We start from the raw sequence: 25,545 nt of genomic DNA, 5'->3' as shown, positions 1-25,545 counted from the left end.
TCATGTCTCTCGCCGGCCCGAGCGATTAGCCTTCACATACCATATGTAGTGCTCAGGATCTATTTCAATGGCACATATAGACAAGACCACACCCCCTCCCCGTCGCGACAGGGCGCGTGTCGATGTCGCCAGCACCGTCGACGAATACCTGCAACGCGCCGACTGGCGCGTCCATGCCAACGCCAATCAGGGCTACTCCCTGGGCGGCCTGATCCTCAACGTCTCCGGCAAGCTGATCGCCAACTACTGGCTCGACGAGATCTATCCCGAAGCGGTCGGACGAGCCCATCGCGTGGGCGACCTGCATATCCACGATCTGGACATGCTCACCGGCTACTGCGCCGGCTGGTCGCTGCGCACCCTGCTCATCGAGGGCTTCAACGGCGTGCCGGGTCGGGCCGAGAGCGCCCCGCCGCGCCACCTCTCAAGCGCCCTGGGGCAGATGGTCAACTTCCTCGGCACCCTGCAGAACGAATGGGCCGGCGCCCAGGCCTTCAGCTCCTTCGATACCTACCTGGCGCCCTACGTGCGCCGGGACGGCCTGGGCTATCCGGCGGTTCGCCAGGCGATCCAGGAGTTCATCTACAACCTCAACGTGCCCTCCCGCTGGGGCAGCCAGACGCCCTTCACCAACCTGACCTTCGACTGGACCTGCCCGGCGGACCTGCGCGATCAAGTGCCGATCATCGGCGGCGAGGAGCAGCCCTTCACCTACGGCGAGCTGCAGGCCGAGATGGACCTGCTCAACCGCGCCTACCTGGAGGTGATGGCACAGGGCGACCGCCAGGGACGCGTCTTCACCTTCCCCATCCCCACCTACAACATCACCCACGACTTCGACTGGGAGAGCGACAATGCCGAGCGGCTCTTCGCGCTCACCGCGCGCTACGGGCTGCCCTACTTCCAGAACTTCCTCAACTCCGACCTGGAGCCGCACATGGTGCGCTCCATGTGCTGCCGGCTGCAGCTCGACGTCAGCGAGCTGCTCAAGCGCGGCAACGGCCTGTTCGGCAGCGCCGAGCAGACCGGCTCGCTGGGGGTGGTCACGATCAACTGCGCGCGGCTCGGTCACCGCTTCGCCGGCGACCGGCCCGAGCTGCTCGAGGAGCTCGACCGCCTGCTGGCGCTGGGCCGCGACAGCCTGGAGCTCAAGCGCGAGTGCATCCAGCAGTGGATGGACGCCGGGCTCTACCCCTACAGCCAGCGCTACCTGGGCACCCTGCGCAACCACTTCTCCACCCTGGGAGTGAACGGGCTCAACGAGATGGTGCGCAACTTCAGCGAGGACACCCACGACATCGCCGACCCCGAGGGCCAGGCGCTGGCGCTCGAGCTGCTCGACCACGTCCGCGAGCGGATGCGCGACTTCCAGGCGCAGACCGGGCACCTCTACAACCTCGAGGCCACGCCGGCCGAGGGCACCACCCATCGCTTCGCCCGGGAGGACCTGAAGCGCTACCCGGCGATCCTCCAGGCCGGCACGCCGGAGGCGCCCTACTACACCAACTCCAGCCAGTTGCCGGTGGGCCACACCGACGACCCCTTCGAGGCGCTGCTCCACCAGGACCCGCTGCAGACCCGCTATACCGGCGGCACCGTGCTGCATCTCTACATGCGCGAGCGGCTCTCCTCGGTGCGCGCCTGCCGGCAGCTGGTGCGCACCGCCCTATCGCGCTTCCGGCTGCCCTACCTGACCATCACCCCGACCTTCTCGATCTGCCCAGTCCATGGCTACCTGGCCGGCGAGCATGAATTCTGCCCGAAGTGCGATGACGCCCTGCTGGCAGAGCAACAGGCGCAGGCCGCCGTGGCCGACGCCGAGACCCACTGAGGGCTTTCATTGCCAGACTTCCAGTGATGCTGGGCGCCGGGGCAAGGCGAAGCGAGGGTCCTTTGCCATGGATGGCAAAGGTAGCGCCCAAGGATGGGTCCACAGCGCCCTCGCTGAGGCTTAACGCCGGCAAAGCCCAGCTCTCTGCTGGAGTGTGAAAGGAGCCCAGAGCAAAGTTAGGAGATTTTTATGAGCACGATCCAGACCCAGCGCGATGCCCTGCCCACCGACCGCCGCCAGCCCTGCGAGGTGTGGACCAGGGTGATGGGCTATCACCGCCCGGTCAGCCAATTCAACCTCGGCAAGCGCAGCGAGCACCGCGAGCGCACCCCCTTCACCGAGCGCGCCGCCGCCCGCTGATCCCGAGCCGCCGGGGAACGCCCCGGCGGTGTTCACATCCCCCTCGCCACCCTGCCCCTCGTCACACCGGAGCCCCGCCATGGACGCACCCCGCGAGATTCGCCTGCCGGTCGCCGGGCTGACCCGGCTGACCACCCTGGACTTTCCCGAGCGCCTGGCCGGCGTGATCTTCCTGCAGGGCTGCCCGCTCGCCTGCGGCTACTGCCACAACCCCCAGATGCTCACCCCGCGACGCGGCGAGGCCGCGGAGTGGGCCAGGGTGCGTGACTTCCTCGAGCGGCGCCGTGGGCTGCTGGAGGGGATGGTGTTCAGCGGCGGCGAGCCCGTCATGCACCGCGACCTGCCCGCGGCGGTGCGCGAGGTCAGGGCGCTGGGCTTCGCCGTGGGGCTGCATACCGCCGGCGCCTACCCGGACCGACTGGCCACGCTTCTACCGACACTGAACTGGGTGGGGCTGGACGTGAAGGGCCAGGCATCCCGGGTCGAGACGATCGTCGGGCGCCCCGGCATCGCCCCGCGGCTGGCCCAGAGCCTCGACGTGATGCTCCAGGGCGGCGTCGACTTCGAGTGTCGCACCACGCTGCACGGGCGCGACTTCACCCTGGCCGACATCGAGCGCCTGGCCCTGACGCTGGCCGCGCGTGGCGTGCGCCACTATGCGCTGCAGCTCGCCCGCCACGACCAGTGCCTGGACCCGCGCTACGCTGCGCCGGTACCCGGCGGGCCCTCCCGGGCCGATCTCGAGGGCCTGGTCGCCCGGCTGGCGCCACGCTTCGAGACCCTGGCACTGCGCGCCTGATCCCGCAGCGGGTCCGCCGCAAGGGAACGACTCTCCGAGCAGATACCAACGCAAGACGCCCCGGAGCGCACTGCGTTCCGGGGCGTCTACTGGCCAGGGTGGACGATCAGCCCGGCCGGTCTGCGTTATCCACAGGCCCTCTAGCGGGCCCGCTTATCCACACTTGGACCAGCCGCAGCCGGAGTAGCAGGTGGGGCAGCCGTCCATCATGATCAGCTCGCCGTTGCACTCGGGGCAGTGGCCGACCACGGCGGGACCGCCGCCGCTCTGGTCCTGCGCCTTGCGCTCGGCCTGCTCGACCTCCTCCGGGGTGGGCGGATGCCAGGGCTGGCCGCTCGCCAGGCGCTGGGCGTAGCGGGCGACCAGCTCCTCCACCGGCACCTGGTGGCCGTCCTGGTCGAGGAAACCGCGACGGTAGAGGATCTGCTGGATCGACCAGGCGATGGCCGCCACCTCGGAGTCATGGAACACCGGCTTGCCCCAGCGGTTCATGCCGCAGCGCACCAGGCCCTTGTCCCAGGCCACCTTGCGCAGGTCGGCCACCGCCTGGGTGACGTAGCCGCCCCGGGCGGCCAGCGACAGGCTGCGCATGGTGGCGGTGATCCACTGATGCTCGCTGGAGAGCTGGCCGGAGGGGAAGAAGAACTCCACTGGGCGCTCGATCACCACCCGCTTGCCGTTGACCACGCCCTCCACCGGCATGAACGACACCAGCAGGTAGACCTTCTTGCGCCCCTCGGCGCCGACGTAGGAGATCTTCTCCGACACGGCCTCCAGGGTGCCCTCAGGGCGCGACGGGATGCGCACCGTGAGCGGGTTCTCTTCGGCCAACGGCGGCTCTTCCACCGCCTTCTTGACGCTATAGGACACGATCTTGGAATTGATCTCGACGGCCATCAGGAGGCTCCTCCGGAAAAGTGTGCTGTGACGCTCGAGTAACGGCCACCCACGGCCGTTACGAGCGAAGGCGAGGCAAGGCGCAGGCTTTCGAGGAAGCGGAGTTTACGAGCCGTAAATGAGCATTCCGAGTAAGACTGCAACGCCGCCTCGGCGAGCGCAGTAGGTCGTGGCTTACCACTTTCCATAGGTGCCTTCCTTCAGCGCGTCATAGAGGTTCGCCGCGTTGTGCTCCTCGCCGTCGTAGATGACCTTCTCGTCGCCGGCGAGCTCGACGGTCTCGCCGTTCTCCAGCTCGAAGACGTAGGTAGTGTTCTTGAGGTCGTCCTCGCGCACCAGCACGCCCTGGAAGGCCTCGGGGTTGAAGCGGAAGGTGGTGCAGCCCTTGAGCTGGCTGGCATAGGCGTCGAGGTAGAGGTCCTTGAACTCCTCGAAGGGGAACTCGGTGGGCACGTTGACCGTCTTGGAGATCGCCGAGTCGACCCACACCTGAGCCGCCGCCTGTACCGCCACGTGCTGCTTGGGGCTCACCGCGTCGGCGGTGATGAAGTAGTCGGGCAGGTCGCTCTCCACCGCCTCGGCGGCGATGAAGTGGCGATAGGCCGCCAGCTCGAAGGAGACCACCTCGACCTGCTCCTTGGTCTTCTTGCCCGCCTGGATGACGTTGCGGAAGTAGCGGTGCGAGAACGACGGCTCGATGCCGTTGGAGGCATTGTTGCCAAGCGACAGCGAGATGGTGCCCGTGGGGGCGATCGAGCTGTGGTGGGTGAAGCGCGCGCCGTGCTCGGCGAGCGCCGCCACCAGCTTGGGCTCCACTTCGGCGATTTTCTGCATGTAGCGGCTGTAGCGGGCGTGGAGGATGCGCCCCGGCACCTTGTCGCCGACCTCGTAGCCGTCCTGCTTGAGCTCGGGACGCTCGCGCATCATCCGCGGGGTGATCGCGTAGTCCTCGCTGAGCGCCGGCGCCGCGCCCTTCTCGCGGGCGAGTTCCAGCGCCTGCTTCCAACCCTCGAGGGCCAGGTTGCGGCTCACCTCCTCGGTGAAGGCCAGCGACTCCGGCGAGCCGTAGGGGATCTTGAGCATGGTCATCGTCGAGCCAAGCCCCAGAAAGCCCATGCCGTGGCGACGCTTGGCTTCGATCTCGCGGCGCTGGCCCTCCAGCGGCAGGCCGCTGATCTCCACCACGTTGTCGAGCATGCGGGTGAAGATCGCCACCACCTGGCGGTAGCGCTCCCAGTCGAAGCGCGGCTTCTTGCCGAAGGGATCGATGACGAAGCGGGTCAGGTTCACCGAGCCGAGCAGGCAGGCGCCCTCGGGCGGCAGCGGCTGCTCGCCGCAGGGGTTGGTCGCCCGGATCTCCTCGCAGAACCAGTTGTTGTTCATGCGATTGACCTGATCGATCAGGATGAAGCCCGGCTCGGCGAAGTCGTAGGTCGAGGCCATGATGGTGTCCCACAGCTCGCGGGCACGGATCACCTCGACGATGCGACAGGCCACGCGCCCCTCGTCATCGACCGTGTAGCCCTCCTCGATCACCGGCCAGTCGCGGTAAATCAGCTCGCTCTCCTCGACGTCGTCCTTCTCGCCGGGGTGGAGCGGGAAGGCCAGCGGCCAGTCGGCGTCCTGCTTCACCGCCTCCATGAACTCGTCGGTGATCAGCAGAGAGAGGTTGAACTGGCGCAGCCGGCCCGCCTCGCGCTTGGCCTCGATGAAACTCTTCACGTCGGGATGGCCGACGTCGAAGGTGCCCATCTGGGCGCCACGGCGCCCCCCCGCCGAGGCCACCGTGAAGCACATCTTGTCGTAGATATCCATGAACGCCAGCGGGCCGTTGGTGCCGGCACCGGCGCCGAACACGAAGGCGTTCTTGTGGCGCAGGGTCGAGAACTCGTAGCCGATGCCGCAGCCCGCCTTGAGCGTCATGCCGGCATCCACCACCGAGTCGAGGATGTCGTGCATGGAGTCGCGGATGGTGCGCGAGACGGTGCAGTTGATCAGGCTCACCGCCGGCTTGTAGGCCTCGGCGCCGGCATTGGACATGATCCGCCCGGCCGGGATGGCGCCGTTCTCCAGCGCCCAGCGAAACTTCGGCAGCCACGCCTCGGCCTGATCGCCCTCGACCGCCGCCAGGGCCTTGGCGACACGCTCCCAGGTGGCGTGGACGTCCTGGTCCACGGCGTGGCCGTGGCGGTCCTTGAGGCGATACTTGGCGTCCCAGATATCGCGGGAAGGCACCTGCAGGGGCACCTCGTTGGAGGTCTTGAGGGCCTTGGCGGATGTGCTCATGTCGGGGTCTCCAGAGCGGTGTCGTGGTGAATCGGTATCGATAGAGAAATACGGGCCGGCGCGGGCGGCGAGATCAGCGATCGCGCGTCGTGAGGCGCTCCAGGCGCAGCAGCCACTCGCCGAGGCGCCCCTGGGCGAAGCCCTCCTCGCGCCCGTCGAGCAGGTTCTTGACCGTCAGGCCAAGCTCGGTGTCGCCCTCGATCAAAAGGCGGCGCTGGAAGAACAGGCTGTCGGGATCCTCGCGCCGGGTGGCCAGGCATAAAAACTCGCGCCAGCCGCCGCGGATGGTCGCCTCGCCGGGCTCACGGCAGAGCACCAGGCGCTGATCCGCGAGGCCCAGGGTCAGCGTCACGCCGAGATCTTCGATGGTCAGGCTGATCCGGCGCCCCTCCAGGGCATCGAACTCGCCCTCCGCGAGCGGCTCGGCGAAGGTGCGGTTGAGCAGCGGCTCCACCAGCCGGCGCTTGACGCCCAGCGGCACCCGGGGATCCAGGGCGCGGATCAGGCGGCTCGGGGCGGGTGGGCGCGGAAGCGACAACGGCGGATGGGGCAGAGACATGCGGATTCTCCTGATGACGTCGGTGCGGCTGGGCCGCCGGAGCGCTCATCCTAGGGGGCATCTAAACCGCCTGCACTGACGTGCGTCAAGCCGTCGCCAGCAGCGCGTTTCCCGAGGGCTGCGTACCATATATAGACTAACGGAAAGACTCAAGCACAAGATGTATAGAAATTGCCTCAACGCAGGCGATGTCGCCGCGGGGCCGTACGCGACCCCTCGGCGCCTTTACGGCGCGTCCCGAATGGGCCACCGCGGAGCGGTATCGAGGCTAACGCGAGGTGACGGCGGGCCGGTGCCGAGGAGATGGCCGCGCCTGCGCGGCCTCACCCTCCTGCCCTCACCCTCCGCGCCCCCCGAGGCATTCTCGCTCACTCACCAGCCTCTCCCCCTTCCGGGACGATTCACGCATACCGGCCGGATCGGACCGTCATTACGTTGACTCACCATCTATTAAATTATCCTAATGCCTTATCTTGGTGCATAGTTTTTTGCGCTTTTAAAGGCATTTCGCGTCAATACTATGTCCAATACCCGCATGACCCATGCGCTTGCTGCATAATGGTGCATTGCCTTATAGTGCGTGGAACCTTTTTCCACCGAACAGGAAGTGCACCATGCCCTACGTTCACGACACCCTCGAGGCGCTTCGCAAGAGCAGCCCTGCTCAGACCGAGTTCTACCAGGCCGCCGAGGAGGTGCTCGAGTGCCTGCGTCCGCTGTTCGAGCGCAGCCCCCACTACCTCGATCACAACATCATCGAGCGCATCGTCGAGCCCGAGCGGCAGATCATGTTCCGCATCTGCTGGACCGACGACGCCGGCAAGGTGCAGGTCAACAAGGGCTACCGCGTCCAGTTCAACTCGGCCCTCGGTCCCTACAAGGGCGGGCTGCGCTTCCACCCCAGCGTGACCTCGGGAACCATCAAGTTCCTGGGCTTCGAGCAGATCTTCAAGAACGCCCTCACCGGCCTGCCCATCGGCGGCGGCAAGGGCGGCTCGGACTTCGATCCCAAGGGGCGCTCGGACGGCGAGATCATGCGCTTCTGCCAGGCCTTCATGAGCGAGCTCTACCGCCACATCGGCCCGACCACCGACGTGCCGGCCGGCGACATCGGCGTGGGGGCGCGCGAGATCGGCTTCCTCTACGGCCAGTACAAGCGCCTGACCGGCCGCTACGAGGGCGTGCTGACCGGCAAGAGCCTCAACTGGGGCGGCTCCATCGGGCGCAAGGAGGCCACCGGCTACGGCGCCGTCTACTTCGCCGAGAACATGCTCGAGGCGCGCGGCGAAACCCTCGCCGGCAAGACCTGCCTGGTCTCCGGCGCCGGCAACGTGGCCATCTACACCATCGAGAAGCTCCTTGAGCTCGGCGCGATTCCCGTCAGCTGCTCCGACTCCCGCGGCACCCTCCATGACCCGAACGGCATCGACCTGGCGCTGCTGTGCGAGCTCAAGGAGGTCCAGCGCACCACGCTCGAGGCCTACCTGGCGCAGCACCCCGAGGCCTGCTACATCCCCGCGGGCGACTACCCGGCCGACGGCCATGCGGTGTGGCGACTCCAGGGCGATGTCGCCTTCCCCTGCGCCACCCAGAACGAGCTGACCGAGGCCGACGCCGAGACGCTGCTGGGCAACGGCGTGACCTGCATCAGCGAGGGCGCCAACATGCCCTCCACCGCCGCGGCCGTGGATCGCTTCCTGGCGGCGAAGATCGCCTACGGCCCGGGCAAGGCGGCCAATGCCGGTGGCGTGGCGACCAGCCAGCTGGAGATGGCGCAGAACAGCAGCATGGAGCAGTGGCCGCTGGAGAAGGTCGACGCCAAGCTCAAGGCGATCATGGCCAACATCCACCAGCAGTGTGCCGAGACCGCCGCCGAGTTCGACGACCCCACCAACCTGGTGCTGGGCGCCAACATCGCCGGCTTCCGCAAGGTCGCCGACGCCATGATCGAGCAGGGCGTCTGCTGATCCCGAGAAGCCTGGACAGAGGCCAGAAGAGGCCAGACTGAAGCAATAAGAAGTGCGGCGCCCCTCGGGGCGCCGCACTACGTTGGGCAGGATAAAACCGCACCGAGCAGAATGGCCGCCGGGGTCAAACGGTGCGCGAATAGCGCCCGGTGCTGTGGCTCAGGTAGGCGTCGAAGGCCATGGCGGCGTTGCGCATCATCAGCCGCCCGGCGGGCAGCACCTCGATGGCGGTGTCGGAGATGGCCAGCAGGCCGTCGTCGACCATCTCCTCGAGCTCCTCGAGGGCCTCGGCGAAGGTCTCGCGGAAGACGATGCCGTGGGCCGCCTCGATCGCGGCGAAGTCGATGCGGCCATGGCACATCAGGGCGTTGATCACGTCGCGGCGCAGCACGTCGTCGGCGTTGAGGCGGTAGCCGCGCATCACCGGCAGCCGCCCCGCCTCCAGGCGCGCCTGGTACTGGGCGGTCTCCTTGACGTTCTGGCTGTAGCTGTCGCCGACCTTGCCGATGGCGGTGTTGCCCAGGCCGATCAGGTCGCAGTCGGCATGGGTCGAGTAGCCCTGGAAGTTGCGCTGCAGGGTGCCGTTCTCGCGGGCCCGCGAGAGCTCGTCCTCGGGCAGGGCGAAGTGATCCATGCCGATGTAGACATAGCCCGCCGCGGTGAGGCGGCGGATGATCAGCTCCAGCAGCTCGATCTTGCGCTCCGGCGGCGGCATGTCCTCGGGGCGGATCAGCCGCTGCGCCTTGAACAGCTCCGGCAGGTGGGCATAGCTGTAGGTGGCAATGCGATCCGGGCGCAGGGCAATGATCTTGGCAAGCGTCTCGTCGAAACTCGCCACGGTCTGCAGCGGCAGGCCGTAGATCAGGTCGACGCTCACCGACTGGAAGCCCGCCTCACGGGCCGCCGCCACCAGCTCCAGCACCTGCTCCTCGCTCTGCAGGCGGTTGACCGCCTCCTGCACCCGGGTGTCGAAGTCCTGCACGCCGAAGCTCAGGCGATTGAAGCCCAGGGCGTAAAGCTCATGGATCTGCGCGGGGGTCACGGTGCGCGGGTCCACCTCGAGGGAGAACTCCCTCTCCTCGGGGGCAGCGAAGTGGAAGGCCGCGTCCAGCGCCGCCATCAGCTCGCCGAGTTGGTCGTTGTCGAGGTAGGTCGGGGTGCCGCCGCCCAGGTGCAGCTGGGTCATGCGCCGCGACTCGTCGAACAGCGCCCCTTGCAGCTCGATCTCGCGCTTGAGCCAGGCCAGGTACTCCGCCGCCCGCTCGCGATTGTGGGTGATGATCTTGTTGCAGGCGCAGTAGTAGCAGAGGCTCTCGCAGAAGGGGATGTGCACGTAGGCCGACAGCGGCTTGGGCGACGCGGCCGCGTTGCTGCGCTCGGCGGCGGCCCGGTAATCATCCTCGGCGAAGGCCGCCTGGAACTGCGGCGCCGTGGGATAGGAGGTGTAGCGCGGGCCGGGGCGATCGTACTTCTCGACCAGGGGGCGGATGAACGGCAGGGTATCTTGCATGATCGAATCGAGCCTCTTTAACCGGAGGGCGGCGGCCACAGCCGTCACCGTTGGGCGAATTATGCCAGCCGCGACCGCGCGCGTCGGTACCCTCGAAGGGGTAGCTGACCCAGATCAAGTTGCCGGCGTCGCGGCTCGCGCCGCGGCGCGCAAGGCCGCTCGGCGTGACCAGTACCGCAGCCGCCAGGCCACCAGCAGCCAGGCCAGGCTCCAGCAGCCGGCCGAGCCCCATAGCAGCAGGTGCCAGCCGCTCCCCGCCAGAGGCATGGCGAGACGCAGCCCGGCCGCCAGGGCAAACAGCCCCGCCAGGACCGCCAGCCACGGCTCGCCGGCCGGGTGCCCCTTGGCCCTCAGGATGGCCTGGCGCAGCATGATGGCGCTTGCCAGCGTGCCGAGCGCCCCGACCGTCACGGCATGCAGTCGAGCCGCCGGCGCGGTGCCGGACAGCAGATCGGCCGCCAGGAGCCATGCCCCCACGCCCAGCCAAGCGTAACCCAGCAGCAGGGCGAGCAGGTCGGGACGGCCCTGCAGCCGCCAGGGCGCCCAGCGCCACAGGCGCACCAGGATCACGAGGCCCGCCAGGACGAGCAACACGCCGGCCAGCGGCCATAGCGCGCGCTGAGTGACGGTGATGCCGACGGCTACCAGCAGCCCCAGGAGGGTGGCTTCCAACCGCGGCTGTACGCCGCCCCCCGCCGCCCGGCCGCGGACCACCAGGTGGCCATTGACCGCCGGTGCGATCACCCGTCCCCCCATGAAGACCATCAGCAACAGCAGCCATAGCACGCCCTGATGGAGCAGCGGCGAGAGCAGCCCCGGGGCGAGCGCGCGCGCCGCGAGACTGGCCACGGCCAACAGGCAGAGCAGCCCCAGCAGCGGGGAGAGCAGGCGGTTACGCCACTTCTTCGCCGCCAGGAAACGTGGCACCACTCCCACGGCCAGCAGCAGGGCGAAGGCTGCATCGGCCAGCAGCGCCGGCCAGGCCATGGGCAGGGCCAGCCACCCGAGGCGCCCGATCAGCCACAGCCCCGCCAGGAGAGTCAGTCGCCGTATCGGCAGCGGTCCCAGCAGGTAGCCGGCGATCACCGCCAGGGCGAAGCCAAACAGCAGCTCTCGCCCATGGGCGGCCGGCGTCGCCAGCCCGGAGAGCCACCCTGATCCCGTCACCATCGCCGCCAGCGATAGCGGCAGCGCCAGCGCCGCCTGCAGGGCGGCGAGCGGAAAGAACAGCGGCCAGGCGGGACGCCGGTCGGGCCGGCGCACGCCCGAAAATTGACCTGGCGCATTGACAGGGACCTTTAACATGCATGTAAATTACATCTTAATCGTGACCTTGCCAATCCTGCCCAAGCGGCCGCCTCCGTGACCGAATGCCGCCGCGCAGCAGCTCAGATTGGCATAATGATAGAATGGCGAGTCTTTCCGCCCATCCAGCCTATCAAGGCGCCCGAGGCGCCGGGATTCTCATGCACCTGACCCGTTTCACCGACTATTCGCTGCGAGTGTTGCTCTTCCTGGCCGTGAAAGGCGAGGAGCGTTCGACCATCAACGAGATCGCCGAGCGCTTCGAGATCTCCCGCAACCACCTGATGAAGGTGGTGCAGGATCTCAACCACCAGGGCTACCTCACTGCCATTCGCGGCAAGAACGGCGGCCTGGTGCTCAAGCGCAGCCCCGAGAGCATTCCGCTGGGCGAGCTGGTACGCGCCACCGAGCGCGACCTCGAGCTCGTCGAGTGCTTCGGTGACAGCAATGAGTGCGTGATCACTCCCGCCTGTCGGCTCAAGCCGATCCTGGCCGAGGCACTCGGCGCCTTTCTCGCCGTGCTCGATCGCTACACCCTGGCCGATCTGCTTGGCCCCCAGCGTCCCACGCTGGTTCGGCTGCTGCAGCTCGATGATCCTCCGCCCGATGCTTGAGACGTTCGGCCCTCGCCTGCATTAGCGGCTCCTTTTACCTTCCGCGCTTCGCGGGCTAGGCTGAACATGATGCACATCAAGCCTGATCTCGATGGCAGCTGGCATCATGACATGACTCGCCTGGCGCGGCGTCTGCCCGAGACAGGCCTTTTTCAAACAGCTAAAGATGCATTTTGGAGGTACATTATGAAGTCGTTAATCGCTGTGGCCCTGCTGGGCAGCGCCTTCCTCGCCATGGGCGCCCAGGCCGCCGGTGATCCCGCCGCCGGAGAGGGCAAGGTCGCCGTCTGCGCCGCCTGTCACGGCACCGACGGCCAGGCCACCGCTCCCATCTATCCGAATCTCGCCGGCCAGAACGCCGAGTACCTTGTGAGCTCCCTCAAGGCCTACCGGTCAGGCGAGCGCGGTGGCGGCATGTCCGCGATGATGACCCCCCAGGCCAAGGCGCTGTCCGACGAGGATATCGCCGATATCGCCGCCTACTACGCCAGCCTCACGCCCTGAGGCCGCGCCGGCCTTCGGGCCGGCCCTCTGCCTGAAGGGCGGCATGCCCGCCCTTCCCCTGCTTTTGCCTCGGGGAGCCACCATGTCGATACGCCGCAGGATCACAGCCCGATGGCTCGGGTTGATAGTCGCTCTTGGCCTGTTGCTGCTCTCCTCATCGCTGCACGCCCTGGAGCTGGCGCAGATTCGCGAGGGGTTCCCTGAGGGTGATCGGCTCGAAGCCGCCGAGTCCCAGTGGCCGGTGAGCGAGGTGTACGCCGGCGACGAGCTCATCGGCTATGCCTTCGAGAGCGTCGATGTGGCGCCGATCCCGGCCTACTCGGGCAAGCCGGTCAACGTGCTGGTGGGCATCGACCTCGAGGGGCGCATCGTCCAGGCCGACATCCTCGGCCACGAGGAACCCATCATGCTGGTGGGTATCCCCGAGTCGAAGCTCGAGGGCTTCGCCGACGACCACGTGCCCGCCCACGTCAACGACCGTCTCAAGATCGGTGAGGAACTGGACGCCATCTCCGGCGCCACCGTCACCGTCATCGTCGTCAGCGACACCATCACCCGGGCCGCGCGAAAGGTCGCCGCGGAGCAGGGATTGATCGCCGATCCCTCCGCCGCCCCGGCGGCGACGGTCCTGGAAGACGTCTTCAAACCCGCCGACTGGGCTACGCTCACCGGCGACGGCACCATCCGGCGCCTGCGTCTGACCCATGGCGAGGTCGACGCCGCCTTCGCCGGCAGCCCCGCCGAGGACTACCTGCACACCCCGCAGCCCGCCGACCGGACCTTCATCGAGCTCTTCATCACCTACCTGAACCCGCCCACGGCCGGCCGCAACCTGCTGGGCGACACCGAGTACGACCAGCTGATGGCGGAGCTGGAGGAGGGTGAGCACGCCATCGCGGTTATGGGCCGTGGCGACTACTCCTTCAAGGGCTCGGGCTACGTGCGCGGCGGCATCTTCGATCGCATCGAACTCTCCCAGGGCAACACCAGGGTCAGCTTTCACGACCGCGACCATATCCGCCTGGGCAGGCTGGACATCGAGGGGGCGCCGCGCCTCGACGAGCGCGACATCTTCATCGTCCGCGATGAGGCCGCCTTCGATCCCGGCCGCCCCTGGCAGCTGGAGCTGCTGGTGCGCCGCGCCTCCGGCCCCCTGGACACCGAGTTCCGCCGCTTCAGCGCCGACTATAGCGTCCCCGAGGCCTACATCGAACGCCCCGAGCCGCCGGTGGAGGAGCCGATCTGGGTACAGGTATGGCGCGACAAGGCGTTCCAGATCGCCGTGCTGGCCGCCGGCCTCATCGTGCTGACGATCGTCATGCTGTTCCAGGACGTGCTGGCGCGCCATCCGCGGATCCTGCGCCCGCTGCGCCTGGGTTTCCTGGTCTACACCCTGGTGTTCATCGGCTGGTACTCCCTGGCCCAGCTCTCGGTGGTCAACATCCTGACGTTCACCAATTCGCTGATCAGCGGTTTCAGCTGGGGCTCCTTCCTGATCGACCCGATGATGTTCATCCTCTGGTCCTTCGTGGCGGTCAGCCTGCTGCTGTGGGGCCGCGGCGTCTTCTGCGGCTGGCTGTGTCCCTTCGGGGCCCTGCAGGACCTGGTCAACAAGGCCGCTCGCAAGCTGGGCGTGAAGCAGATCGAGGTGCCCTTCGGGCTCCACGAGCGCCTCTGGGCGGTGAAGTACATCCTCCTGCTGGGCCTGTTCGCGCTCTCGCTGCACTCGCTGGGTACCGCCGAGCGCTACGCCGAGGTGGAGCCCTTCAAGACCGCCATCACCCTGCGCTTCCAGCGCGAGTGGGGCTTTTTGCTCTACGCCCTGGCGCTGGTGGCGATCTCGGCCTTCAACCACAAGTTCTACTGCCGCTACGTCTGCCCGCTGGGGGCCGGCCTGGCCATCCCTGCCCGCCTGCGACTGTTCGACTGGTTGAAGCGGCACCGCAATGACTGCGGCAGCCCGTGCCAGATATGCGCCAACGAATGCGAGGTGGCCGCCATCCACCCCGACGGCCACATCAATGCCAACGAGTGTCACTACTGTCTCGATTGCCAGATCACCTACCACGACGACCAGCGCTGCCCGCCGGAGATCAAGCGCCGCAAGCGCTATGAGAAGGCGGCACGCCTGGCCGCGGGCAAGGGCGGCGTCGAGACCCATGACCCCGGCACCGCCGGAGACCGCAAGCTGCAGCGAATCCCGACTCTTCAGGAGGAGTGAACCATGGTAGACAAGAAAAAAGAGATCGAAAGCCTCGGTCGCCGCCACTTCCTGCGCAATAGCGCGGTGACCGGCGTCGCCGGTGCCGGCCTGGCCGGCGGCTTCGGTGCCAGCGCGCTGATGAGCAGCCGCGAGGCGCACGCCGCCGAGAACGGCATCGAGGTCGCCCCCGGCGAACTCGACGAGTACTACGGCTTCTGGAGCGGCGGCCACCAGGGGGAGGTTCGGGTCCTGGGCATCCCCTCCATGCGCGAGCTGATGCGCATCCCGGTCTTCAACGTCGACAGCGCCACCGGCTGGGGCATCACCAACGAGTCGAAGCGCATCCTCGGCGACTCGTCACGCTTCCTCAACGGCGACTGCCACCATCCGCACATCTCCATGACCGATGGCAGTTACGACGGCAAGTACCTGTTCATCAACGACAAGGCCAACACTCGCGTGGCCCGCATCCGTCTCGACATCATGAAGACGGACAAGATCACCAGCATTCCCAACGTGCAGGCGATCCACGGCCTGCGCCTGCAGAAGGTGCCGCACACCAAGTACGTCTTCGCCAACGCCGAGCTGCCGATCCCGCAGATCAACGACGGCCGCGATCTGGAGAACCCCGACAACTACTTCACCATGTTCAACGCCATCGATGCCGAGAGCATGGACGTGGCGTGGCAGGTGATCGTCGATGGCAACCTCGACAACACCGATGCCGACTACACCGGCCGCTTCGTGGCCTCGACCTGCTACAACTCCGAGAAGGGCATGACGCTGGCCGATACCATGCGCGCCGAGCGCGACTGGGTGGTGGTGTTCGACGTCGAGGCCATCGAGGCCGCCGTGGCCGCCGGCGAGTTCGAGACCCTGGGCGACAGCGAGGTGCCGGTCCTCGACGGTCGCAAGGGCTCGAAGCTGACCCGCTATATCCCGGTCCCCAAGAACCCCCACGGCCTCAACACCTCGCCGGACGGCAAGTACTTCGTCGCCAACGGCAAGCTCTCGCCCACCGTCTCGATCATCGCCACCGCCAAGCTGCCCGAGCTGTTCGACGACGCCATCGAGCCCCGCGACGCCGTGGTCGGCGAACCGGAGCTGGGCCTGGGGCCGCTGCACACCACCTACGACGGTCGCGGCAACGCCTATACCACGCTGTTCATCGACAGCCAGATCGCCAAGTGGAACATCGAGGACGCCATCCGCGCCTATAACGGCGAGGAAGTGAACTACCTGCGCCAGAAGCTCGACGTCCACTATCAGCCGGGCCACAACCATGCCAGCCTCACCGAGTCCAAAGACGCCGACGGCAAGTGGCTGGTGGTGCTCTCCAAGTTCTCCAAGGACCGCTTCCTGCCGGTGGGCCCGCTGCACCCGGAGAACGATCAGCTGATCGACATCTCCGGCGAGGAGATGAAGCTGGTCCACGACGGCCCCACCTTCGCCGAACCCCACGACTGCATCCTGCTGCGCGCCGATCAGCTCAACCCGAGCCGGACCTGGACGCGTGACGATCCGTTCTTCGCCGAGACGCGTGCCATGGCCGAGGCGGACGGGGTCACCCTCGAGGGCGACAACAAGGTGATTCGCGACGGCAACCAGGTGCGGGTCTACATGACCTCGGTAGCCCCGCAGTTCGGCCTGACCGAGTTCAAGGTCAAGCAGGGCGACGAGGTGACCGTGGTGGTCACCAACCTCGATCAGGTGGAGGACCTGACCCACGGCTTCGTGATGGTCAACCACGGCGCCTCCATGGAGATTGGCCCGCAGCAGACCTCCAGCGTCACCTTTACCGCCGACAAGCCCGGCGTTTACTGGTACTACTGTTCCTGGTTCTGCCATGCCATGCACATGGAAATGACCGGCCGCATGCTGGTCGAGAAGGCCTGATCGCGAGGCCTGATGACAAGGGGCCGGGCATGCCCGGCCCCCTTTCCCGGAGAGACGCATGACCCGACGACAGACTCGCGTCGTCCCCCGACTCTTTCTTGTCGCCTGGCTGCTCGCGTGGCTGCCGGGCGACCTGCTGGCCGCCGACTGGACGGCCTGCCCCGGCGAGCCGCTGCAACCGCTGGTCGACCAGGCCAGCGACGGCGACCGCCTGATGCTGCCCGAAGGCCGCTACCCCGGCCCCGTGACCATCGACCGTACGCTGACCCTCTTGGGCGAGCCGGGGGCGGTGATCGACGGCGGCGGCGAGGGGCATGCCGTGGTCCTCGCCGCCCCGAGCATCGTGCTGGAGGGCCTCACCATCGAGAACTGGGGCGCCAGCCTCACCGACATGGACGCCGGCATCTTCGTCGAGGAGCGCGCCGCCGGCAGCGTGATACGCGACGCCCGCCTCACGGGCCCCACCTTCGGTATCTGGCTGGACGGCGTGAGCGACGTGCAGGTCCTCGACAACGTCATCCGCGGCGACGCCACGCTGCGCTCCCAGGACCGCGGCAACGGCATCCACCTGTTCAACGTCGTGGATGTCCGGGTGGAGGGCAACGACATCCGCGGCACCCGCGACGGCATCTACATCGATACCAGCCGCGACAGCCTGCTGCGCGGCAATCACATGGAAGACCTGCGCTACGGCGTGCACTACATGTACGCCCACGACAACCGGCTGGTGAACAATGTCACCCGGGGCACCCGCACCGGCTATGCCCTGATGCAGTCCAAGCGGCTGACGGTGATTGGAAACCGCTCGGATAACGACCGCCACTACGGCATCCTGATGAACAACATCACCCACTCTACCCTGCGCGACAACCGCGTCACCGGCATCCAGCAGCGACGGGACGCCCAGGGCCAGGGGCTGGTCAGTGGCGCCGCCGGCAAGGCGCTGTTTGTCTACAACGCCCAATACAACCGCTTCGAAGGCAACCGCTTCGCCGACAGCGACATCGGCATCCATCTCACCGCCGGCTCTGAGGACAATGCCGTGGTGGGCAACGCCTTCGTCGACAACCATCAGCAGGTGATGTATGTGGCCACCCGCCCCCAGGAGTGGTCCGAGGCGGGCCGGGGCAACTACTGGAGCAACTACCTGGGCTGGGATCTCGCCGGCGACGGCATCGGCGACACCCCCTTCGAGCCCAACGATGCCATGGACCGTCTGCTGTGGCGCTACCCGGTCGCCCGCCTGCTGATGGACAGCCCCGCGGTGCTCGCGCTGCGCTGGATACAGCGCCAGTTCCCGGTGTTCCGCCCCCAGGGGGTCAAGGACAGCGCCCCCCTGATGACGGAACCCGCCATGAAAGCCCCCGGCTCGAATCAACCCAATCTCGGAGACGCCGACGCATGACCGCGGTGATCGATTTTCAGGGCGTGACCAAGCGCCACGGCGACCTGGTCCGCCTCGACGCCCTCGACCTCTCGGTCAACGAGGGCGAGGTCCTGGCCCTGCTCGGCCACAACGGCGCCGGCAAGACCACCATCATGCATCTGATCCTCGGGCTGCTCTCGCCCAGTGCCGGGCGCGTCTCGGTACTCGGAGGCGCCCCCGACGGCGCCCATGCCGAGACCCTGCGCCGACGGCTGGGCTACCTGCCCGAGAACGTCAGCTTCTACGAGCAGCTCAGCGGCCGCGAGGTGCTCGACTACTTCGCCCGCCTCAAGCGGGTCGATCGCCGCCAGGTCGAGGCCCTGCTCGAGCGGGTCGGCCTGGGTGCCGCCGCCAACCGGCGCGTGAAGACCTACTCCAAGGGCATGCGCCAGCGCCTGGGGCTGGCCCAGGCGCTGCTCGGCGAGCCGCGCCTGCTGCTGCTGGACGAACCCACCACCGGGCTCGATCCTGCCGCCACCCGCGACTTCTACGACACGGTGCGCGAGCTGCGCGAGCGGGGCTGCACGGTGCTGCTCTCCTCCCACATGCTCCCCGGGGTGGAACCCTACATCGATCGCGCCCTGATCCTGGGCGGGGGACGACGCCTGGCGCTGGGCGACATGGAGACCCTGCGCCGACAGGCGTCGCTGCCGCTGACCATCCGCGCCTGGGGGGCCATGCACGACCACGACTGGCGCCACGGCTGGGAGGATCCGCGCATCGAGGCCAGGCCCGTCAACGGCCACGAAGTGACGCTCTCGGTGCCCGCCGACGCCAAGCTCGCCGTGCTGCGCCGCCTGACCGCCCTGCCCGGCGTGAACGACATCGAGCTGCTGCCGCCGACCCTGGAACACCTCTACACCCACTTCTCCGCGGCGCCGCCTGCCCCGCGGGGGCCCGCCTCGGGAGACGCCCGATGACTGCCATCCTGACCATCGCCGGCAAGGAGTTCCGCGACGGCCTGCGCAACCGCTGGGTACTGGCCATCGCCCTGGTGCTGGCCCTGCTGGCCGTGGGCATTGCCTGGTTCGGCGCCGCGGCCAGCGGCGGGCTGGGCTTCACCTCGCTGGCCACGACCCTGGTCAGCCTGGCCACCCTGGCGGTGTTCCTGATCCCGCTGATCGCCCTGCTACTGGCCTACGACGCCGTGGTGGGCGAGCAGGAGGCCGGCACCCTGCTGCTGCTGCTCACCTACCCCATCAGTCGTACCTCGCTGCTGCTCGGCAAGTTCCTCGGCCACGGCCTGATCCTCGGCGCCGCGACGACGCTGGGCTTCGGCATCGCCGGGGCGGTGATCGCGCTGGCCGCCGATGGCGTGCCACTCCCCGAGCTCGCCGCCGGCATGGGACTGCTGATCGCCAGCAGCGTGCTGCTGGGCTGGGTCTTCATCGCCTTCGCCTATCTGATCAGCGTCTGTGTCACCGAGAAGGCCCGGGCCGCCGGCCTCGCCCTGGTGGTGTGGTTTCTCTTCGTGCTGGTCTTCGACCTGGGGCTGCTGGCCCTGCTGGTCAGCGTCGAGCAAGGCGGCGACTGGCTGCCCTGGCTGCTGCTGCTCAATCCCACCGAGTGCTTCCGACTGATCAATCTGGCCGGCTTCGAAGCGGCCCGCAGCTACATCGGCCTGACCGCCATCGCCGAGGGCGGCGCCTTCCGGCCCGCCGTGCTGGTGCCGATACTGATGGCCTGGATACTGGTCCCCCTGGGCCTGGCCCTGCTGCGTTTCCGCCACCGTTCGGCCTGAGGCCATCCCCGCGTTCCGGAGTCTTCCCATGCCCCGTTTACCTATCCTGCTGACGCTGCTCCTGGTGCTGCTTACCGGGTGCAGCGAGTCCGATCCCGAGACCCTCGCCGCCCCGGTGCCCATCGCGGACGGCGACAGCTGTCACGTCTGCGGCATGCTGATCCAGAACTTTCCCGGCCCCAAGGGCGAGGCCTTCCTCAAGGGGCAGGATACGCCGAGCAAGTTCTGCTCCACCCTGGAGCTCTTCACCTTCCTCAAGCAGCCGGAGAACGAGACCCGACTCTCCCACGCCTATGTCCACGACATCGGCAAGACGACCTGGCAGCAGCCCGCGGACGAGGCCTTCGTGCCGGCCAGCGACGCCTGGTACGTGGTCGGCCACGATCGCCGCGGCGCCATGGGTCACACCCTGGCCTCCTTCGCCGAACGCGACGATGCCGAGGCCTTCCGCGAGGAACATGGCGGCCAGCTGGTGGCCTATGAGGAGATCGATCTCGATCTGCTGGGGCGCCTGGGACGCGGCGAGCTGGGCGGCGACATAGAAGGAATGAAAGGAATGGACGACCAGGGCGCGATGGAGACTGCCCACTGAGCCCGAGGCGCCATCCGTCCTGAGTAATACCGCTGGGCGCCTGTCGGCGCCAATCGCTCAATGAATTGAGCTCCCACAAGAGCATGGCACTGCCACCCTGTGGGAGTGATCTTCAGATCACGATGGAGGCCGAAGGTCTCCCGGCGGCACGTCCATCACTCAGTAAACCGAGCTCCCAAAGAGTGCCCCCGCCATGCTAGCCTCGGGCGCGTCCCGGTCCGAGGAAGCTCCGTCATGCCACGCCGTTCCCGTCTCGCCCCGTCCCTGCTGCCGCTATTCTTTACACTATGCCTGCTGCTGGCCGGCCCCGCCGCGGCCACGGACTACAACACCAGTGACGCCCGGGCCCATGGCGGCTGGCACTCCCTGGCCCTGTCGCTCGGCGAGGCGCGCCACTTCCGCGCCATCGACCAGCACAGCTACAGCGATTCGATCTTCAGCGTCAACGCCAGCGCCGGGGCCTGTAATCTGCCCTGGCTGGAGCTTCGCGTGGCGCTCGACGCCTACCAGCCCGAGAGCGCCACGGTGAACCGCGTGCCCGCCGACCTGCGCGTCGATCACGAGACCATCCACAGCGGCCGTGCCGCCTTCGTCACCGAGCGCGGCGACCGCGGCTTCTACGTGCGCATCGCGCTGCCCGAACTGGACCTGCTGCTCGACGAGATGGCCGCGGGCGAGCTGCTGCGCCTGCGGCTGATGCGCGGCGAGGACGATCCTTGGTTCATGGCCTTCAGCCTGGCCGGGGCCGGCGAGGCGATCGCGCGCATGCAGCGCCTCTGCGCACAGGCGCCCGCCCCGGGCGTCGACGAAGGCAACGACTGACGGAGGGCCACGATGGCCACGCTGCTGTTTCACCTGGGCAACGTGCCCGACGAGGAGGCCGAGGAGGTGCGTCGGCTGCTCGACGAGCATGCCATCGCGACCTACGAGACCCGCGCCGGCTTCTGGGGGCTGGGCGTGGCGGCCATCTGGCTGCGCGACGAGGCCCAGCGGGAGCAGGCCCGGTCGCTGATCGACGCCTACCAGCAGACGCTCGGCGAGCGCATGCGCGATGAGCAGGCGAGCCTCGCCGCCCGCGGCGAGGCGCCGACCCTGTGGCGGCGCCTCAAGCATCGGCCGATCCGCACGCTGCTGCTGGCCCTGCTGGTCGCTGGCGTGCTCGCCGTCTCGCTGCTGCCCTTTCTCTGGCTGCACGGCTGAGCGCCGAGGTCTCCGCTCACCCAGCCAGGCGGCCGGTCCCTCGCCTTAGCAACGAGAACGCCCCCGTCGGCAATGCCGGCGGGGGCGTCGTGACGGACCCGGGCGACTGGCGCCCGGCCGCGATTAGCTGCGGATCAGGTGATCGAAGGCGCCGAGGGCGGCCTTGGAGCCCTCGCCCATGGCGATGACGATCTGCTTGTAGGGCACGGTGGTCACGTCGCCAGCGGCGAAGATGCCGGGGATCGAGGTCATGCCGCGGGCATCGACGACGATCTCGCCGCGCTCGGAGAGCTCGATGGGCGACTCCTGCAGCCACTCGGTGTTGGGCACCAGGCCGATCTGCACGAAGATGCCCTCCAGCTCGACCCGGCGCAGCTCGCCGGTGGCGCGCTCCTCATAGGTCAGGCCGTCGACGCGCTTGCCGTCGCCGTTCACCTCGGTGGTACGGGCGCCGAGGATGATCTCGACGTTGGGCAGGCTCCTGAGCTTCTTCTGCAGCACCGCGTCGGCGCGCATCTCGTCCATGAACTCGATCAGGGTGACGTGACCGACGATGCCGGCCAGGTCGATGGCCGCCTCGACGCCGGAGTTGCCGCCGCCGATCACCGCCACGCGCTTGCCCTTGAACAGCGGGCCGTCACAGTGGGGGCAGTAGGCTACGCCCTTGTTGCGGTACTCGGCCTCGCCGGGCACGCCCATCTCACGCCAGCGGGCGCCGGTGGCCAGCACCAGGGTCTTGGCGCGCAGGCGGGCGCCCGACTCGAACGCCACCTCGTGCTCCTCGCCCGGCTGTCCAGGCACCAGCTGGACGGCCCGCTGCAGATTCATGATGTCGACCTCGTACTCCTTGACGTGCTCCTCCAGCGCCGCGGCCAGCTTGGGGCCCTCGGTGCGGGGCACGGAGATGAGGTTCTCGATGCCCATGGTGTCGAGCACCTGGCCGCCGAAGCGCTCCGCGGCAACGCCGGTACGGATGCCCTTGCGCGCGGCGTAGACGGCTGCCGCGGCGCCGGCGGGGCCACCGCCGATCATCAGGGTGTCGAAGGTGGCCTTGTCGTTGAGCTTGGCGGCCTCGCGCTTGGCGGCGCCGGTGTCCACCTTGGCCAGTATCTGCTCCAGGCTCATGCGGCCCTGATCGAAGGGCTCGCCGTTGAGGTAGACGCTCGGCACCGACATGATCTCGCGCTGCTTCACCTCGTCCTGGAACAGTGCGCCGTCGATGGCCACGTGGTGCACGTTCGGGTTGAGGATCGCCATCAGGTTCAGCGCCTGGACCACGTCCGGGCAGTTCTGGCAGGAGAGCGAGAAGTAGGTTTCGAAGCGCATCTCGCCGTCGAGGCTCTTGATCTGCTCGATCACCTCGTCGGAGGCCTTGGGCGGATGGCCGCCGATCTGCAGCAGCGCCAGCACCAGCGAGGTGAACTCGTGGCCCATGGGGATGCCGGCGAAGACCACGCCGCTCTCCTCGCCGGGACGGTTCAGGGCGAAGGAGGGCGTGCGGGGGTCCTGACCGTCGAGCTTCAGAGTGATCTTGTCAGTGAGACCGACGATGTCGGTCAGCAGACCGTGCAGTTCCTTGGACTTGTCGCCGTCATCGAGGGACGCGACGATCTCGAACGGCTGAGTGACCTTCTGCAGATAGGCGTTGAGCTGGCTTTTCAGATTGTCGTCCAACATGACAGCGGCATTCCTTCATGTTCGGGGTTCAAGACGGAGGCATGAGGATCCCGTGGCTTCCCGCGCGGGGCGCCTCGGTTCGCTCAAGCTTCCTGAATAGAGACCCGGGCAGGGGATGCCCGGGTGGGGACAGGCGAGGCCGAGAGGGGCCTCGCCGGCAGGGGCAGATCGTTTAGATCTTGCCGACCAGGTCCAGAGAGGGGGAGAGGGTCTCTTCGCCTTCTTCCCACTTGGCCGGGCAGACTTCGTTCGGGTTGGCGCGCACGTACTGGGCGGCCTTGACTTTGCGCAGCAGCTCTTCGGCGTTACGGCCGATGTTGCCGGCGTTCAGCTCGATGATCTGGATCTTGCCGTCCGGGTCGACCACGAAGGTGCCGCGCTCGGCGATGCCGGCGTCCTCGATCAGCACCTCGAAGTTGCGCGAGATGGCGTGAGTCGGGTCGGCGATCATCGGGTAGGTCAGCTTGTTGATGGTCTCGGAGCTGTCGTGCCACGCCTTGTGGGTGAAGTGGGTGTCAGTGGAGACGCTGTAGATCTCGACGCCCAGCTTCTTGAACTCTGCGTAGTTGTCGGCCAGGTCACCCAGCTCGGTCGGGCAGACGAAGGTGAAGTCGGCCGGATAGAAGAAGAAGACGCTCCACTGGCCCTTGAGGTTCTCGTCGGACACGTCGACGAACTCGCCATTGTGGTAGGCGGTGGCGTTGAACGGCTTGACTTCGGTGTTCAGCAGGGACATTCGGTGGTGCTCCTTTCGACTTTCGTAGAGTGATTGGCGGCAATACGGGACGCATGTTAGCCCGTATCTTTTGATAGCGTAAATTGAATAGTGCCATGGATCTGATAATTCAACCCTATGACCCATGGTGAGGAGGTTCAGCCGAGGCTCAGCGCCTCGCCCTGGCGATCGAAGGCCAGGAACGACGCCACATTGCCCATCTTCAGCGATTCCACCATGCGGTTGAGGTGCTGCTCGGCCTGTGCCTCGGCGTCCTGGCCGGCCAAGGCGGCCACGAAGACGATGTCCCACTCGGCGCCGGTCTCGCGGGACTCCGCGACCAGCGCCGCCATGTCGGTCAGCGCCTCGGGGGCCTTGTCGACGCAGACCACCGGGGTCAGCACACCGCCCTCGCCCTGCTCGAAGCGGCGCCGCTGCTCCTCGCTGGGGTGGTCGGGCAGTTCGGCGCGGGTGAAGACGAACAGCAGGCGCTGGGGCTCAGGCTGAGCGCGCGCCTCGTCCAGCAGGTCGGCAAAACGGGAAATGGCCACGGGCTCTCCTCAAGATGACAGGGCGGATATACGACTGAAAAACATAAGACTGTGGGGTATAGGGCTGAAAGCTACGAACAGCGTAACGGGCCGCCCCCCGCTTCGTGAAGTGAGAATGGCGACCCGCGCGATCCAGATCAGGTTTCCACCCGAGGAGAGAGTCGCCACCGCCTGCGGCAGGTTGAGGCAGGCGACCAACACGCGCCGTTACGCCACCGACAGGACGCGATACGGTGTCGCGCGTACATATTATCGTGGCGCCGGCCGCAGACGTCGGCCATGTCGCCCCCTCGGCTCATCCCTCGGTCGAGCCGCCCTTCAGCGTAGACCCATCGTTGAGGCCTGGAGTGGTGTTTGCCTTGGCACATCCTCAAAATTGTGCAGCTTTTTTGGACCGGAAGATCGTGACGTGGAGGTATCTTCACCAACACCGTTCTCGAGACAACCTCAAGGAGTCACGAACATGTTCAAGAAAATCATGGTTCCCGTGGATTTGGCACACGCGGCTCTCTTGCAGTCCTCCATCGACCTCGCGGCCGATCTCGCCAAGCGGTACCAGGCCGAGACCTGCTACGTCAGCGTGACCGCGAACACTCCCGGCGCCCTGGCCAGGACCCCGGAAGAGTATGCGCACAAGCTCGCGGACTTCGCCAAGGCACAGGGCAAGCTGCATGGCCAAGAGGTCAGCTCCAGGGTCGTCACCGCTCCCGACCCCATCGCCGACATGGATGACGCCATCATTCAGGCCATCCATGACACGGGTGCCGACCTGGTCATCATGAGCACGCACCTGCCCAGGCGGCTGGACGTCGTCGTGCCATCCAACGGTGGCAAGGTCGCCACGCACACCGACGTATCCGTGTTCCTGGTGCGGCATCGCGACTGACCGCCTGCACCAGGCAACACTCCTTT

General features: G+C 67.3%; 23 protein-coding genes. 15 read left to right on the top strand and 8 right to left on the bottom strand.

Annotated features, from left to right (window positions below; genetic code table 11):
• Positions 1 to 67 precede the first annotated feature (67 nt).
• The 3 genes from BM388_RS01340 to BM388_RS01330 all read left to right on the top strand — a co-directional run bounded on the left by BM388_RS01340 (position 68) and on the right by BM388_RS01330 (position 2,990).
• A complete protein-coding gene (locus BM388_RS01340; protein WP_089846411.1) occupies positions 68 to 1,831 on the top strand; it encodes a ribonucleoside triphosphate reductase in 1,764 nt (587 codons plus the stop codon).
• Positions 1,832 to 2,020: 189 nt separating this feature from the next.
• On the top strand, positions 2,021 to 2,191 hold the full coding sequence (nrdD, locus tag BM388_RS01335; RefSeq protein ID WP_089846409.1) for an anaerobic ribonucleoside-triphosphate reductase: 171 nt from the start codon (positions 2,021 to 2,023) through the stop codon (positions 2,189 to 2,191).
• Positions 2,192 to 2,270: 79 nt separating this feature from the next.
• Positions 2,271 to 2,990, top strand: coding sequence for an anaerobic ribonucleoside-triphosphate reductase activating protein (locus BM388_RS01330; RefSeq protein WP_089846407.1), 720 nt, complete (start codon positions 2,271 to 2,273; stop codon positions 2,988 to 2,990).
• Between the two features lie 153 nt (positions 2,991 to 3,143).
• Here the strand turns inward: BM388_RS01330 and BM388_RS01325 are convergent, their stop codons facing one another.
• From BM388_RS01325 to ubiT, 3 genes are all read right to left on the bottom strand, one after another.
• A complete protein-coding gene (locus BM388_RS01325) occupies positions 3,144 to 3,887 on the bottom strand; it encodes a ribonucleoside-diphosphate reductase (RefSeq protein WP_089846405.1) in 744 nt (247 codons plus the stop codon).
• 174 nt (positions 3,888 to 4,061) lie between these two features.
• Positions 4,062 to 6,173: an adenosylcobalamin-dependent ribonucleoside-diphosphate reductase gene (locus BM388_RS01320; protein WP_089846403.1), complete on the bottom strand. Its 2,112-nt coding sequence runs from the start codon at positions 6,171 to 6,173 to the stop codon at positions 4,062 to 4,064.
• Between the two features lie 73 nt (positions 6,174 to 6,246).
• Positions 6,247 to 6,732 carry a ubiquinone anaerobic biosynthesis accessory factor UbiT gene (gene ubiT, locus BM388_RS01315; RefSeq protein ID WP_089846401.1) on the bottom strand — a complete coding sequence of 162 codons (486 nt, stop codon included), beginning with the start codon at positions 6,730 to 6,732 and terminating at the stop codon, positions 6,247 to 6,249.
• Positions 6,733 to 7,346: 614 nt separating this feature from the next.
• Here ubiT and gdhA point away from each other — a divergent pair.
• Positions 7,347 to 8,699 carry an NADP-specific glutamate dehydrogenase gene (gene gdhA / locus BM388_RS01310; RefSeq protein ID WP_089846399.1) on the top strand — a complete coding sequence of 451 codons (1,353 nt, stop codon included), beginning with the start codon at positions 7,347 to 7,349 and terminating at the stop codon, positions 8,697 to 8,699.
• 124 nt (positions 8,700 to 8,823) lie between these two features.
• Here gdhA and hemN read toward each other — a convergent pair whose 3' ends face one another.
• Complete coding sequence (hemN, locus tag BM388_RS01305) at positions 8,824 to 10,209, bottom strand: oxygen-independent coproporphyrinogen III oxidase (protein WP_089846397.1); 1,386 nt, start codon at positions 10,207 to 10,209, stop codon at positions 8,824 to 8,826.
• A 114-nt stretch (positions 10,210 to 10,323) separates the two neighbouring features.
• Positions 10,324 to 11,472 (bottom strand): NnrS family protein, encoded by a 1,149-nt coding sequence (locus BM388_RS01300; protein ID WP_245781427.1) that lies wholly within the window; start codon positions 11,470 to 11,472, stop codon positions 10,324 to 10,326.
• Between the two features lie 203 nt (positions 11,473 to 11,675).
• On the opposite strand from BM388_RS01300, the gene BM388_RS01295 reads away from it, so the two are divergent.
• The 10 genes from BM388_RS01295 (at position 11,676) to BM388_RS01250 (ending at position 21,690) form a co-directional block, all read left to right on the top strand.
• Complete coding sequence (locus tag BM388_RS01295) at positions 11,676 to 12,128, top strand: RrF2 family transcriptional regulator (protein WP_089846393.1); 453 nt, start codon at positions 11,676 to 11,678, stop codon at positions 12,126 to 12,128.
• A 186-nt stretch (positions 12,129 to 12,314) separates the two neighbouring features.
• Positions 12,315 to 12,632: a c-type cytochrome gene (locus BM388_RS01290; RefSeq protein WP_089846391.1), complete on the top strand. Its 318-nt coding sequence runs from the start codon at positions 12,315 to 12,317 to the stop codon at positions 12,630 to 12,632.
• Between the two features lie 121 nt (positions 12,633 to 12,753).
• Positions 12,754 to 14,853, top strand: a complete 2,100-nt coding sequence (gene nosR / locus BM388_RS01285) for a transcriptional regulator NosR (RefSeq protein ID WP_245781426.1) — start codon at positions 12,754 to 12,756, stop codon at positions 14,851 to 14,853.
• Positions 14,854 to 14,856: 3 nt separating this feature from the next.
• Positions 14,857 to 16,731, top strand: a complete 1,875-nt coding sequence (nosZ, locus tag BM388_RS01280) for a TAT-dependent nitrous-oxide reductase (RefSeq protein WP_089846388.1) — start codon at positions 14,857 to 14,859, stop codon at positions 16,729 to 16,731.
• Between the two features lie 58 nt (positions 16,732 to 16,789).
• On the top strand, positions 16,790 to 18,136 hold the full coding sequence (locus BM388_RS01275) for a nitrous oxide reductase family maturation protein NosD (protein ID WP_089846386.1): 1,347 nt from the start codon (positions 16,790 to 16,792) through the stop codon (positions 18,134 to 18,136).
• Positions 18,133 to 19,077, top strand: coding sequence for an ABC transporter ATP-binding protein (locus BM388_RS01270; protein WP_089846384.1), 945 nt, complete (start codon positions 18,133 to 18,135; stop codon positions 19,075 to 19,077). The genes BM388_RS01275 and BM388_RS01270 overlap by 4 nt, the downstream gene beginning before the upstream one ends.
• The gene (locus tag BM388_RS01265) at positions 19,074 to 19,898 is read left to right on the top strand and encodes an ABC transporter permease (protein ID WP_089846381.1); all 825 of its coding nucleotides are present in this window, start codon (positions 19,074 to 19,076) and stop codon (positions 19,896 to 19,898) included. Before BM388_RS01270 ends, BM388_RS01265 begins: the two co-directional genes overlap by 4 nt.
• A 28-nt stretch (positions 19,899 to 19,926) precedes the next feature.
• Positions 19,927 to 20,490 carry a nitrous oxide reductase accessory protein NosL gene (locus BM388_RS01260; RefSeq protein ID WP_089846379.1) on the top strand — a complete coding sequence of 188 codons (564 nt, stop codon included), beginning with the start codon at positions 19,927 to 19,929 and terminating at the stop codon, positions 20,488 to 20,490.
• A 234-nt stretch (positions 20,491 to 20,724) separates the two neighbouring features.
• Entirely contained in the window at positions 20,725 to 21,312 is a 588-nt protein-coding gene (locus BM388_RS01255) for a hypothetical protein (RefSeq protein ID WP_245781425.1), read from the top strand.
• 12 nt (positions 21,313 to 21,324) lie between these two features.
• Positions 21,325 to 21,690 (top strand): DUF6164 family protein, encoded by a 366-nt coding sequence (locus BM388_RS01250; protein ID WP_089846377.1) that lies wholly within the window; start codon positions 21,325 to 21,327, stop codon positions 21,688 to 21,690.
• A 123-nt stretch (positions 21,691 to 21,813) separates the two neighbouring features.
• Here BM388_RS01250 and ahpF read toward each other — a convergent pair whose 3' ends face one another.
• The 3 genes from ahpF to BM388_RS01235 all read right to left on the bottom strand — a co-directional run bounded on the left by ahpF (position 21,814) and on the right by BM388_RS01235 (position 24,633).
• Positions 21,814 to 23,367 (bottom strand): alkyl hydroperoxide reductase subunit F, encoded by a 1,554-nt coding sequence (ahpF, locus tag BM388_RS01245; protein ID WP_089846375.1) that lies wholly within the window; start codon positions 23,365 to 23,367, stop codon positions 21,814 to 21,816.
• Between the two features lie 172 nt (positions 23,368 to 23,539).
• Complete coding sequence (gene ahpC, locus BM388_RS01240) at positions 23,540 to 24,103, bottom strand: alkyl hydroperoxide reductase subunit C (protein ID WP_089846371.1); 564 nt, start codon at positions 24,101 to 24,103, stop codon at positions 23,540 to 23,542.
• A gap of 137 nt (positions 24,104 to 24,240) precedes the next feature.
• Positions 24,241 to 24,633 (bottom strand): ribonucleotide reductase subunit alpha, encoded by a 393-nt coding sequence (locus tag BM388_RS01235; RefSeq protein WP_089846369.1) that lies wholly within the window; start codon positions 24,631 to 24,633, stop codon positions 24,241 to 24,243.
• A gap of 463 nt (positions 24,634 to 25,096) precedes the next feature.
• Between BM388_RS01235 and BM388_RS01230 the strand changes: the two genes are divergently transcribed.
• The gene (locus tag BM388_RS01230; RefSeq protein WP_089846367.1) at positions 25,097 to 25,519 is read left to right on the top strand and encodes a universal stress protein; all 423 of its coding nucleotides are present in this window, start codon (positions 25,097 to 25,099) and stop codon (positions 25,517 to 25,519) included.
• The last annotated feature ends 26 nt before the right edge of the window (positions 25,520 to 25,545 follow it).

This window comes from Halomonas saccharevitans, from assembly GCF_900116405.1.
Classification (GTDB): domain Bacteria; phylum Pseudomonadota; class Gammaproteobacteria; order Pseudomonadales; family Halomonadaceae; genus Halomonas; species Halomonas saccharevitans.
This window is presented reverse-complemented; position numbering and strand designations above follow the sequence as displayed.